14 protein-coding genes are annotated in these 11,828 nt (G+C 63.7%); 11 read left to right on the forward strand and 3 right to left on the reverse strand.

The annotated features are described in order from the left end of the window. Nucleotides 1-31: 31 nt before the first annotated feature. The 5 genes from ABD842_RS14975 (at nucleotide 32) to ABD842_RS14995 (ending at nucleotide 5,335) form a co-directional block, all read left to right on the forward strand. Nucleotides 32-1,696: a S8 family peptidase gene (locus ABD842_RS14975; RefSeq protein WP_345115581.1), complete on the forward strand. Its 1,665-nt coding sequence runs from the start codon at nucleotides 32-34 to the stop codon at nucleotides 1,694-1,696. A gap of 40 nt (nucleotides 1,697-1,736) precedes the next feature. Beyond that, a complete protein-coding gene (locus ABD842_RS14980; protein ID WP_345115583.1) occupies nucleotides 1,737-2,369 on the forward strand; it encodes a YitT family protein in 633 nt (210 codons plus the stop codon). A gap of 342 nt (nucleotides 2,370-2,711) precedes the next feature. Continuing rightward, complete coding sequence (locus tag ABD842_RS14985) at nucleotides 2,712-3,524, forward strand: MOSC domain-containing protein (protein ID WP_345115585.1); 813 nt, start codon at nucleotides 2,712-2,714, stop codon at nucleotides 3,522-3,524. A 232-nt stretch (nucleotides 3,525-3,756) separates the two neighbouring features. Beyond that, the gene (locus ABD842_RS14990; protein WP_345115588.1) at nucleotides 3,757-4,551 is read left to right on the forward strand and encodes a DUF547 domain-containing protein; all 795 of its coding nucleotides are present in this window, start codon (nucleotides 3,757-3,759) and stop codon (nucleotides 4,549-4,551) included. Nucleotides 4,552-4,666: 115 nt separating this feature from the next. Next, nucleotides 4,667-5,335, forward strand: a complete 669-nt coding sequence (locus ABD842_RS14995; RefSeq protein WP_345115591.1) for a DUF2461 domain-containing protein — start codon at nucleotides 4,667-4,669, stop codon at nucleotides 5,333-5,335. 31 nt (nucleotides 5,336-5,366) lie between these two features. On the opposite strand, the gene ABD842_RS15000 is transcribed toward ABD842_RS14995, so the two are convergent. Further along, nucleotides 5,367-5,990, reverse strand: coding sequence for a deoxynucleoside kinase (locus ABD842_RS15000; RefSeq protein ID WP_345115593.1), 624 nt, complete (start codon nucleotides 5,988-5,990; stop codon nucleotides 5,367-5,369). A 388-nt stretch (nucleotides 5,991-6,378) separates the two neighbouring features. Between ABD842_RS15000 and ABD842_RS15005 the strand changes: the two genes are divergently transcribed. Beyond that, nucleotides 6,379-6,822: a hypothetical protein gene (locus tag ABD842_RS15005; RefSeq protein WP_345115596.1), complete on the forward strand. Its 444-nt coding sequence runs from the start codon at nucleotides 6,379-6,381 to the stop codon at nucleotides 6,820-6,822. Nucleotides 6,823-6,876: 54 nt separating this feature from the next. On the opposite strand, the gene ABD842_RS15010 is transcribed toward ABD842_RS15005, so the two are convergent. Further along, entirely contained in the window at nucleotides 6,877-7,608 is a 732-nt protein-coding gene (locus ABD842_RS15010; protein WP_345115599.1) for a DUF6565 domain-containing protein, read from the reverse strand. 139 nt (nucleotides 7,609-7,747) lie between these two features. Here ABD842_RS15010 and ABD842_RS15015 point away from each other — a divergent pair, with 139 nt between their 5' ends. The 3 genes from ABD842_RS15015 to ABD842_RS15025 are packed head-to-tail and all read left to right on the forward strand — an operon-like array spanning nucleotide 7,748 to nucleotide 9,076. Continuing rightward, nucleotides 7,748-8,266 carry a GNAT family N-acetyltransferase gene (locus tag ABD842_RS15015; protein ID WP_345115601.1) on the forward strand — a complete coding sequence of 173 codons (519 nt, stop codon included), beginning with the start codon at nucleotides 7,748-7,750 and terminating at the stop codon, nucleotides 8,264-8,266. 51 nt (nucleotides 8,267-8,317) lie between these two features. Beyond that, on the forward strand, nucleotides 8,318-8,815 hold the full coding sequence (locus tag ABD842_RS15020) for a nuclear transport factor 2 family protein (RefSeq protein ID WP_345115604.1): 498 nt from the start codon (nucleotides 8,318-8,320) through the stop codon (nucleotides 8,813-8,815). Between the two features lie 36 nt (nucleotides 8,816-8,851). Next, nucleotides 8,852-9,076 carry a CDGSH iron-sulfur domain-containing protein gene (locus ABD842_RS15025; protein WP_073108775.1) on the forward strand — a complete coding sequence of 75 codons (225 nt, stop codon included), beginning with the start codon at nucleotides 8,852-8,854 and terminating at the stop codon, nucleotides 9,074-9,076. 237 nt (nucleotides 9,077-9,313) lie between these two features. Here the strand turns inward: ABD842_RS15025 and ABD842_RS15030 are convergent, their stop codons facing one another. Beyond that, complete coding sequence (locus ABD842_RS15030; protein ID WP_345115607.1) at nucleotides 9,314-9,574, reverse strand: acyl-CoA-binding protein; 261 nt, start codon at nucleotides 9,572-9,574, stop codon at nucleotides 9,314-9,316. A 247-nt stretch (nucleotides 9,575-9,821) separates the two neighbouring features. On the opposite strand from ABD842_RS15030, the gene ABD842_RS15035 reads away from it, so the two are divergent. Together ABD842_RS15035 and ABD842_RS15040 are read left to right on the forward strand one after the other, a co-directional pair. Next, a complete protein-coding gene (locus ABD842_RS15035) occupies nucleotides 9,822-11,138 on the forward strand; it encodes an APC family permease (protein WP_345115610.1) in 1,317 nt (438 codons plus the stop codon). A gap of 289 nt (nucleotides 11,139-11,427) precedes the next feature. Continuing rightward, nucleotides 11,428-11,823 (forward strand): hypothetical protein, encoded by a 396-nt coding sequence (locus tag ABD842_RS15040; protein ID WP_345115612.1) that lies wholly within the window; start codon nucleotides 11,428-11,430, stop codon nucleotides 11,821-11,823. Nucleotides 11,824-11,828: the final 5 nt, after the last annotated feature.

The raw sequence follows: 11,828 nt of genomic DNA on the forward strand, positions 1-11,828 counted from the left end.
CGGTCTATTTCCGACTTCTGACTATCCCTGCATGACCCTATTTCAACGGCCGCTGCTGGCCCTGCTGGGCGTGGCGCTGCTGCCCGCCGCCACATTTGCCCAAAGTGTAACGGCTTCTTCCGCTCCCCCGGCCAAGGTGGTGCAGTGGACCCACCTCGACCCCGACAAGGACAAGGTCATGGGCATCAGCACCCAGCGCACTTACGAGGAGCTGCTCAAAAACCGGATTCCGACGCCCGTCATCGTGGCCGTCATCGACGCCGGCGTCGATACCACCCACGAGGACCTGAAGCGCGTGCTGTGGAAAAACCCCGGCGAAATCGTCGGCAACGGCATCGACGACGACAAGAACGGCTACGTGGACGATGTGCACGGCTGGAACTTCCTGGGCAACAGCAAGGGCCAGAACATCGGCGTGGACCTGTATGAGGAAACCCGGCTGGTGGTCCGGCTCAAGCCGCTCTACGAGGGCAAAAGCCGCACCGCGGTGCCGGCCGCCAAGCGCGCCGAATACGACCTCTACCAGAAGGTGAAAAAGGAATTTGCCGCCAAGGTGAAGGAAGAGAACGAGCAGCTGATGCAGCTGGCCCCGCTGGCCGGGCAGCTGGAGGGCATCAACGAGCAGCTCAAGCAGGTCTGGAGCGTGGAGAAGGTGGATACGGCCATCCTGCGCCGCCGGCCGGGTGCCGATACCAACCCGCGGCTGCTGCAGCTGAGCACCCAGCTCTACGATAATCTGAAAGCCGCCGGCCTGCCCGATCTGGACGCCGTTATCGCCCAGGTGAAGGAAGGCGTAACTGCCACCAAGAGCCACCTCGACTTCTCGCTCAACCCCGACTTCAAGCCCCGGGCCATCATCGGCGACGACGAGGACAACACCCAGGACCACAACTACGGCAACCCCGACATCACCGGCCCCGACGCGCTGCACGGCACCCACGTGGCCGGCATCATTGCCGCCGACCGGTCCAATACTATCGGCATTGATGGCGTAGCCGGGCCGCTGGTGCGCATCATGGGCGTGCGGGCCGTGCCCGACGGCGACGAGCACGACAAGGACGTGGCCAACGCCATCCGCTACGCCGTCGATAACGGCGCCAGCATCATCAACATGAGCTTCGGCAAGTACTACTCGCCCCAGCGGGCCGCCGTGGATGCCGCCATCCGCTACGCCGAAACCAAGGGCGTGCTGCTGATCCACGCGGCCGGCAACGAGTCGAAGAATATTGACGCCATCACCCACTACCCGGCTCCCGTCCCGCTGACGGGCGCGGCGTACTCGAACTTTATCACCATCGGCGCCTCGGGCAGCACCAACGACGCCCAGCTGACGGCCAACTTCTCCAACTTCGGCAAGCGCGTCGACGTGTTTGCGCCCGGCGTGGGCATCTATTCCACCATGCCCGGCAGCAAGTATGGCAACGAAAGCGGCACCAGCATGGCCGCCCCGACCGTGGCCGGCATGGCCGCCGTGCTCAAGTCGTACTTCCCCCAGCTTACCGCCACCGACCTGAAGCGCATCATCCGGCAGTCGGCCACGCCGGCGCATACCAAGGTGCCCGAGCCGGCCAGCAAGAAGAACGTGGACTTCACCACCCTTTCGAGCACCGGCGGCGTGGTAAACCTGTACCGGGCCGTGCAGCTGGCCACCCAGCAGACGGCCCCGAAGGTCGGCGGCGCGGCCGGTGGGCAATAAGCTTAGCAACTCCGGTTGCACCGCAACAAAGGCAACGGCTTTGGTCGTTGCCTTTTTTTGTGGCCCGCCGGTAATTTCTAACGCGGGCCGGGTCGTCACGTTTCCCATTCTCACCCAGGACAAGCTGCTGATTTCGGTGTTCGGGGGCTTTTTCCTCGGCGCGGGCATCGGGCTGGCCATGCGCGGCGGCGGCGTACTCGACGGCACCGAAATTCTGGCCGTGTACGCGAGCAAGAAAACCAGCCTCACGCTGAGCGACGTTATCCTGCTGCTCAACATCCTTATTTTTGCCGTGGCCGCCTACGTGCTGTCGGTCGAAACGGCGCTGTACTCCATCCTGGCGTACCTGTCGGCGGCCAAAACCATCGACTTGATCATCGACGGCATCGAGGAGTACACCGGCGTCACCATCGTCTCGGGCCGCAGCGACGCCATCCGCCGCATGATTACCGAGGAGCTGGGCCGCGGTGCTACCGTCTACAGCGGCAAGCGCGGCTACGGCTCCCGCGGCGAACTGCCCCAGGGCATCGATATCGTGTTTACCGTCATTACCCGCCTCGAGCTGAGCCGCCTGACCACCGAAGTCGAGAAGATTGACCGGCAGGCCTTCCTGGTGATGCACAGCGTGAAGGAAACCCGCGGCGGCGGCGTCAAGAAGAGGCCGCTGCACTAGCGCCGGGGCCGGCCTCAGCGAAATACGTACAGGTAGAACGCCAGGTAGTTGAGGCCGCCGCTGGCCCCACGACAGCCGCTGGACCTGCCGGCTGATCAGGGCCAGCTACAGCCGAATCTGGTAGCGGTGAAAGGCCGGGACGAAGTATCTGCGGCACGTAGCGCCCCATCGTGTTGTCGGTGGGGATGCTGTTGCCTGTAGTCGGGGCAATAGTTGCTGGCCAGGTCGGGTCGGCCACAGTTCAGACCCGGCACGGGGGCGGGAGCAGACAGAGGGAAAAGACTATAGGTGCAAAGAAAGAACTTTTTACGCCCTTGCCCGCAGGTGCTTACCTTTGCCTCTATGGCTGCACCCCTGACCCTGTCCGACCTGTACATTTATCCCGTCAAATCCCTGGGCGGTATTCGCGTGGCCGAAGCCGTGATTGAGCCCCGCGGCCTGCGCCATGACCGGCGCTGGCTGATTGTGGATGAGCAAAACCAGTTCATGACCCAGCGGCAGACGGCAGAAATGGCCCACCTGAAAGTAGCCCCGGCCCACAACGGCTTTCTGCTGACCCACGCGGCCCGGCCCGCGCTGCTGCCCCTGTACGTGCCCTTCGTGGCCACGCCCGAGCGCACGCTGTTCGTCACCATCTGGGAGGATATGGTGTTTGCCTGGTGCGGCACGCCCGAAGCCGATGCGTGGCTGAGCGAAGCCCTGGGCCGGACCTGCAGGCTGGTGTACATGTCCGACATGGTGATGCGGGCCACCGACGGCGGCGCGGCCGGCGGCGACGTGAGCTTCGCCGACGCTTACCCTTTCCTGGTTATTGGCCAGGCTTCCCTCGACGACCTCAATACCCGCCTGGCGGCGCCGGTACCCATGGACCGGTTCCGGCCCAACCTGGTGTTTCGCGGCGGCGCGGCCTACGAGGAAGAAACCTGGCAGCACTTTGAGGTGGGCGGCCAGCCGTTTCTGGGCGTGCGCCCCTGCGGCCGCTGCGTCGTGACGACCATCGACCAGCACACTACGCAGAAAAGCCCGGAGCCGCTCCGCACCCTGGCAACCTACCGGACGGTGGGCAACAAGGTCATGTTCGGCCAGAACGTCACCGGCCCCGGCCAGGGCGTGGTTCGCGTGGGCGACCCGCTGGCGGTGCTGAGTCACCAGTAGCCAGTTGCGTCCCGCCCGCTCGGCCGGGGCAAGGTTGGCAGGTTGCTGGCAGCCTTCACTTCCACAATTGCCTATTGCATTTTGCTCATATAGCAAATTCATGTTAGCTTTGAATAAATAAATTCAGGCAAAAAAAGTACAAACAGCCGTCTGTACTTCAGGCTGCCGGTTTCTTTGCCGTAGTCGTTCCGCCCGACTGCGTTCTGCTCGCTGCTCTCCCTACCTTTTGCACATGCGTTTCCCTCTTTTTTCCCGCTGGCTCCTGACTGCAGGAGTCATCCTCAGCTTATTTGTACCTGGCGCCCTGCAGGCTGCGGCCCCCGAGCGGCTGCATGCTCCCTGGAACGAGCTGCTGGCCAGGTACGTCACGCGCGACGGCAGGATCGACTACACGGGCATGCTCGAGGAGGAGGACAAGCTGGGGGCTTACCTGGAAACGATCCGCAAAACTCCGCCGGATGAGCGCACCTGGAGCCGCAGTGAGCAGCAGGCCTACTGGCTCAACGTGTACAATGCCGCCACCGTGTACATGGTGCTGCAGTACTACCCGGTGCGGAGCATGAACGAAATCAAGGTTAAGTCTTTGAAAGGCAGCAAGTCGGCCTGGGAGGCCCCCAGCGTGACGGTGGGCAGCAAGGAGTACTCGCTCAACCAGATTGAGCGGGAGGTGCTGCGCAACAAGTTTCAGGACCCGCGCGTGCACTTTGCCCTGGGCAGTGCCGCCGAAACCAGCCCGCCCCTGCTCAACGAAGCCTACGACGGCACCCGCCTCAACCAGCAGCTTGATGGGCAGGTGCGCCGCTTCGTCAACAACGCTAAGTTCAACCAGCTGGCGGCCGGCCACCTGCGCCTGTCCAGCCTGTTCGACTGGTACTCGGTCGAGTTTGGCGAAGGCCCGCAGCTGGTAGCCTGGCTCAACACCTACTCGACCGTCGTTATTGCGCCCACCGCTACGGTGGAGTTTCTCTCCTTTGACTGGACGCTGAACGACCGGGCGCGACAGGCCGAAAACCAGGCCCTGCGGTAGCGCGGCCGCCCCAAAGGGCATCAAATCGGCTCCGGCTCTGTTATGGAGGGCCGGGGCTTTTTTTTTGCCCGCTAGGTCAGGCTTTCACTGCCGCTTGCTTCCTTCTTAGCCTTCTATGGATCTACTATTTCTGCTGGACTTCCTGCGCAACCTCGCCGCCAACAACCACAAGGCCTGGATGGACGAGCACCGCGCCGACTACCACCGCGCCCGGGGCGTCTTCAGCAGCCTGGTGCAACAGCTGCTGAACGAGACGCAGCGCTTCGAGCCGGCGCTGCTGGGCCTCACGGTACCCGAAACGATGTTCCGCATCAACAAGAACGACCGGTTTCAGCAAAGCCAGGAGCCCTACAAGCGCCGCATGGGCGCCAGCCTCACGCAGGGCGGGCGGCATGCTCCGCGGCCCGGCTATTTTATTGCGGTGGAGCCCGGGGAAACCTGGATTGGGGCCGGCAAATGGCACCCGGAGCCGGCCGCGCTGGCCCGCATCCGCCAGGAAATTCACTACAACGGCCCCGCCTTCCGCGAAATCCGGACGGCGGCCGGCTTTCAGCGCCACTTCCCCGACGGCCCACAGGGCGACCGGCTGCAACGCCCGCCCAAGGGCTACGACAAGGCCGACCCCGACCTCGAGTGGCTCAAGCTCAAGGATTTCGTCGTCACCCAGTCCTTCTCCGACGCCGAAGTGCTGCGGCCCGATTTCGTGGCCCGCGTCACGACGGCATTTCAGGCGGCCCAGCCATTTGTGCGGTTTCTGGATGCGGCCATGCAGGCCCCGGAGTAGCAGCAGCGCCGGTACGGCGCTGCTTCCCGGCTCAGAACAGACCGAACAGCGTGCTGTTGATTTTCTCGATGATGGTGCCCAGGTCCTCCGGGTTGTTCACGTAGTCGAGGTTGTTCACGTCCACGATGAGCAGCTTGCCGGACTTGTAGCTGCTGATCCAGCGCTCATAGTTTTCGTTGAGGTTTTTCAGGTACTCAATCTTGATGTTGTTCTCGTAGTCGCGGTTGCGCTTGTCGATCTGCTGGATAAGCTTGGGCAGATCCGCGCGCAGGTACAGCAGCAGATCCGGCGCATCTACCATGCTGATCATCGACTCAAACAGATTCAGGTAGTTCTGGTGGTCGCGCTCGGTCATCAGCCCTGAGTCGTGCAGGTTGGCGGCGAAGATGTGGGCATCTTCATAGATCGTGCGGTCCTGAATCACGCCTTTGCTGGCCTGCTGCAGCTTCTTGATGTGCTGGGTCTGGCGGAAGCGGCTGTTGAGAAAGTAGACCTGCAGGTGAAACGACCAGCGGGGCATATCGTCGTAGAAGTCCTTCAGGTAAGGATTGTGGTCCACGTCTTCCAGAAAAACTTCCCAGTTAAAATGATGGGCCAGCTTGTTGGCCAATGTGGTTTTGCCGGCGCCAATGTTGCCAACTATTGCAATGTGCATGTGGGAGAGCGGGAAGTAACGGAACGGAAAAAGAGCCTGCAAAAGTAACGGAAACCAGCGGAACCCCCGCACCTACTCCCACGCCGCCTGCCCGTAGCAGTTTATGGCATTTTATATAGAATATATTTTATTTAACCGGTGTATTTCGGTAAATTCAGGGAGTAAGCTCCTCTATTGCCGGCCGCCGTTTTCTTTGCGGCTGGTTTCGTAGCTTGCCCGCATTATCCGCCGGAGCTGTCTTGGCGCGCTGCCCGGGCTGCCTTTCGCTTTTGAGTTTTCTGCTCCCTCCTTTCGGCCGCCCGATAGTGGCCGCGCTCCATCTGCTGCAGCATTAGCCTTGCCTTTGTCTGTCTACCCCCCGACATCCGAAAACTCTCCCCTGCTGCCCATGCCTGCCCTGTCTACTTCCTACACCGAGCTGCAGTCCGTGCTGGACTCGCACGGGCGCCTGATTGCTTCCTTCCGCCACTACCCGGAAGAACAGCTGCTCTACATCCGCTGGACCGGCAACCTAACGGGGGAAGAGGTAATCAAGGTAGCCAAAGCCGCCATCCCCATCCTGCAGCGGCTGCACTGCCCCCTGCTGCTCAACGACAAGACCGACTCTACCGGCGACTGGTCGGAGGCGCTGCCGTGGCTGGAGTACGAATGGCTGCCCCTGGCCATGAAACAGGGCTTGCGGGCTTTTGCCTACGTTTTTTCGCCCGATCTGCAGAACCAGTTCATCAGTGTGGCCTTCGCCGAGCGGGTCGGCCAGCAGATTCCCATCCAGCTGTTCTACGACACTGCTACGGCCTGGAACTGGCTGCGCCGCCAGCATGCCGCCGCCTGAGCGGACGGCCGACTGGCGGCGCAACGGCAACTTTATAATCAGTAAGCCCGCGGCCTACTTGTCGGTCACGATGTCCTTTACGTCGCGGGCCTTTTCCAGCGTGCGAAACTCGGCCTGCAACGACCGCACCCGCAGCCGGTCATCGACGGAGAGCTGCTCGCGCACCTGCTCGTAGCGGACGTTCAGCTTTTCGAGCACGGCGCTGGCGGCGCTCCAGTCGGCCTGACTCCATTGCCGGCGGTTGTCGCGGGTGTGCTCCAGCAGCCGGCCGTACAGGTCGGGCAGCTCGGTAGCCCGGGCCGAGCCGATAACCACATTCTCGTTGAGCAGCCGGCGCTGGGTGTCGGCGGCGGTAGCGGGGCGGCGGGCCAGGGCATCAAGGCTATCCTGCTTGGAAGCCCACTCCGCGTAGCGCACCTTCTGGGTAGTGTATTCCTTCTTCGAATTAGTCGACAGGCTGTCGACGGCGGCGTCCAGCCGCTTGCTTTGGCGGTCGAAGTCGTCCTTGATGCGGGGCAGCTCCCGGCGCACGGTGGTTTCGGCCTGCCCGAGCTTGTCATTTACCCAGCTGCTGAACACGTCCAGATCCCGCTCAATAGACCGGGGCGTAGTCAGCAGGGGCTCGGTAGTCTTGGCCGGGGCTTTGGTCGCCGGCGCCGGCGTTTTGGCCGCGGGGGCGGCGGGGGCCGGCGCTTTGGGCTTGGGAGCAGTTTGGGCCTGCGCGCCAGGGGCAGTGAGCAGCAAGCTGAAGGCCACGAGACTCAAGGGCAGCAAAGCGTTTTTCATGGTTTGGGGGCAAGGGAGTGGAAAACAACGCGCGGCTCCGTGCCGGCCGTCGGGCGGGGCTTGGCAATTTCTGGCCCAAAACGTAGCCATCGGGCTGCAGGGTTCGTTTTATGGCCAAAAAACCGCACTTTTGTAGACTATGTCCTCACCTGCTACCGCTCCCCTGGCTATCCAGCCCGCCACCCTGGCCGACATTCCGACCATCATCGGGCTGGCGGAAGCCACCTGGGAGCCGACTTACCGCTTCATCGTGTCGAAGGAGCAGATTGAGTACATGTACCGGGTTATCTACACTCCGGCGTCGCTGGAGCGGCAGATGGTGGAGGACGGGCATTCCTTTCTGCTGCTGTACGTAGACGGGCAGGCGGCGGGTTATGCCTCCTATTCGCCTTTGCCCAAGGAAGCCGGCGTCTTCAAGCTCCACAAGATCTACGTGCTGCCCTCCCACCAGGGTCAGGGCCTGGGCCAGCACGTGGTGCGGGCCGTCGAAGACGCCGTTCGGGCGGCCGGGGGCCGCACCCTGGAGCTAAACGTGAACCGCCGCAACCCCGCTATTTCGTTTTATGAGCACCAGGGCTTCCACCGGCACCAGGAAGTTGACATTCCCATCGGCCCTTACTGGATGAATGATTACGTGATGCGCAAAGAACTTGCGTAATTGCGGAGCGTTTGGCTGGTCGGCGCTTCCTTTTCCCTAGTTTTTCCGCGCATGCGCTTTTCTCCTTCTTCCGTGGCGGCCCCGCTGGGCGCGGCGGCGCTCCTGCTGCTCAGCCACCTCAGCCCGGCCCAGATTCTCAAGCAAAAACACCTGGAATTGCTGCAGATGCGCAGTGCTTCCTGGAACAAGGCCTTTAACAGCCGCGACACCACCGCCTTGGGCGGCTTGCTGCACCCGGGCTTCACGCTGTGCACGGGCAGCGGCAGCCAGACGTCGGCCGCCGCCGTGCGCCAGGGCTTCCGCCAGCAGTTCCGCCAGCATCCCGACATCACGTGGATGAACCGCAGCCAGAACACCGAAATCAGCGACCTGGGCAACCTGGCCTACGAAACCGGCGAGTGGGCTGAAGCCTGGACCGACCCGCAGGACAAAACCAAAAACCGCGTCATCGGCAAGTACTGGCTGATGTGGAAGTACGAAAACAACGCCTGGCTGATGCTCTCGGCCATCTACACGCCCCTGCACTGCTCGGGCAACTCCTGCAAATAGCCTCTTCCTGACTTTACCACCTAACCACCCCGCCTCATGGCCGCTACCAAACTTACCGTACTCAGCAACGGCTCCCTCCGCGTGGAGGGCGACTTCGAACTCGTCGACGCCCAGGGCCAGCCCTACGGCCTCGCCGGCCGGGAGCGAATCAGCATCTGCCGCTGCGGCCTGTCGAAAAACAAGCCCTTCTGCGACGGCTCGCACAAAGGCCACTTCGAGCACAACGCCGAAGCCTTCGACCTGCCCGCCCCTAAAGTTTAAGCTCCGGCTACCGGACCAAGACCAGCGGCATTCTCGCTGTCGGGATGGGCGTAAGTCCTGCCGCAACTCAGGTGGCACCAAGGTAGCCTGAGCAAGCTGCCGAATACTGCTCCCGCACAAAGCCCCGACGTATGCGTACGCCGGGGCTTTGAGTTGAAAAAGCTGTTCTCCTCTCAAGAGGACGGGTGGATGCCGCCCGAGTTGCAGAAGGGCGGCGCCTTGCCGGGGCAGGGGAAGCTACGCGCTTTCGAACAGGGAGCTGACCAGCTCCACGTATTCCTGACGGGCGGTGTCCTGGCTTTTGCCGTTCAGGCTGGCCCAGGCGTCGTATTTGGCAATGCCTTTGAAGTCGAAGCCGCCGGGCCGGTCGCCGGTTACGTCGCCTTCGGAGGCTTGCTTGTAGAGGGCGTAAAGCTGGAGCAATACCAGGTTGCTGGGCTTGGAGGGCAGCTGCTGGGCGCGGGCGGCCGCGGCTTCAAATTCTTCGGGCGTTGCCATAGAAAGGAAGGTGGGAAAGTGAAAATATGCGTGGTAAACCCGACCGGCCCGGTGGGGCCGGCCGCGGCGGAAGGTACAGTTTCCCGCCGATACTACGCGGCATGCAGCGTTTGTTTTCAGCCGCCGCTACCCGCTCCTACGCCCCGCAGCCGCCGGGCAGCGGAGTTGGCCGGACTGTAGCAGCGGCTTAATGAAGTTCCGTGGTTATTTTCGCCGCGCCTCCCTCCACCCTTCCTACTCTCCGCACTTGCCCGGTACTCCTGCGCCCCGCTCCTCTCGTTTGCTGCGCCTGCTGGGTGTGGGCTTCGGCCTGGCCGTGGTGGTGGGCGGCACCACCGGCACCGGCGTGCTCCGCTCCCCGCGCGAAGTGGCCGCCGCCGTGGGCTCGCCCCAGGGCGTGCTGCTGGTGTGGCTGGCCGGCGGCCTGTATGCGCTGCTCGGGGCCAACGCCATTGCCGAGCTGGGCGCCATGCTGCCCCAGGCCGGCGGCTGGTACGGCTACGCCCGGCGCGCCTTCGGGGAGTTTGTGGGTGTGGTGGTAGCCTGGGGCGACTGGGTGAGCAGCTGCGTAACCGGGGCGCTGGTGGCCCTGATGCTGAGCACTTACGTAGCGCTGCTGTTTCCGCCCCTGGCCGGGCACGAGCGAATGGTAGCCCTGGCGGCAGTGGCGGGCCTGGGCCTGGTGCAGTGGCGCGGGCTGCGCGACGCCAGCCGCGCCCAGGAGCTGACGGCGCTGCTGGTGGCGGGAGCCCTGCTGGTGGTGCTGGCCGGCAGCTGGTGGCTGCCGGCGGCCCCGTTCACCAGTACCAGTACCCTAGCCGGGGGTAGTCTGGGGTCGCTGGTGCTGGCGTTTCAGGCCGCCATCTTTGCTTACGATGGCTGGTACGCGGCCATCTACTTTGCCGAGGAAGACCAGGACCCGGCCCGGACGGTTCCCCGCTCCATGCTGGGGGGCGTCGGGTTGGTTATTCTGACCTATGCCCTGCTGAATGCGGCTTTGCTGCACGCACTACCCTTCGCGGAGCTTACCACCGCCGAGCTGCCCCTGGCCGAAGTGGCCGACCGCCTGCTGGGCGGCTGGGGCCGCCGCGCGATGCTGGCAGTGGCGGTGCTGGGCCACCTGGGCGTGCTGAACTCGGTCCTGCTGATGGCCACGCGGGTGCTGTTTGCCCTGGGCCGCGACGGATTGCTGCCCCGGCCGCTGGCCCGGGTACACGCGGCCGGCACGCCCCGCCCGGCCCTGCTGACAGCCCTGCTGGTGACGGCCGCGCTGGTAGTCACGGGCACGGCGGAGCAGCTGCTGGCCGTTACCAGCATCTTGTTTGTGAGCTACTACGCCGTCGGGTTTGGCGCGCTACTCTGGCTGCGCCGCACGGCCCCGGCGCTGCCCCGCCCCTACCGCACCTGGGGCTACCCGCTTACAACCTGGCTAGCCCTGCTGGGGTCGGCGGCTTTTCTGGCGGGCAATGCCGTAACCGAGCCGGGCAACACCCTGCTGGCCGCGGGGCTGGTGGCCGGCAGCTATCCGGTGTGGCGGCTGGTGCGGCGCCGGAGCACCCGGTAAAAAGGGGCTTTCGACGGTTCTGCCAGCAGTTCAGCCTCTGCTGGATTTGTGGCTTGGACCAGCCATTAGGGCGTAACCGAAGGCCGCGCCCACGAATACCGCGAGCAGCTCAAGGGCCGCCCGGATAAGCGGCCGACGCTGGCCGCCGGCTTTATCTACACCCAGCTGGGCTACCGGCTCGGGCAGCGGCGGCAGCTGGCCCTAAACACGCCGCTGGCCGCCCAAGCCTGACTTTTTGCGGGGCCACCCGTTTCGGGCTTACTTTGCGAAAATCCTCATTTCTACCGGTATGCTACGGCCCTTACTATTTGTCTTAATCGGTACCAGCTCCGTGGTGACTGCCGCGGCGCAAACCCCGGCGGCCGCAGTCAGCCCGCTGCCCGCCAACCCGTATCCGTCTTCCTCACTGGGCCTGTCGGTGGGCTGGGGCGCGCCTTATGGCCTTGGCATCGACTTTAGCCGCATGGTGGGCCGGCAGGCCGATATCGGGCTGGGCGTCGGCCTCGGCCTCGGCGGCAAGGTAGGCGTGGGGGCCCGCTACTATTTCAGGCCCGCGGCCGTCGTGCAGCCCTACGTGGGCCTCAACCTAGTGCTTAGTCAGGAGAGTTTTTTGAACAAAAAGGCAGATTGGACGTTGCTTTTGGATGGGAAGACCAATCACACCATTTGTCCTGTCGTCGACTGACCGCC

This window comes from Hymenobacter algoricola (assembly GCF_039539525.1).
GTDB classification, from domain to species: domain Bacteria; phylum Bacteroidota; class Bacteroidia; order Cytophagales; family Hymenobacteraceae; genus Hymenobacter; species Hymenobacter algoricola.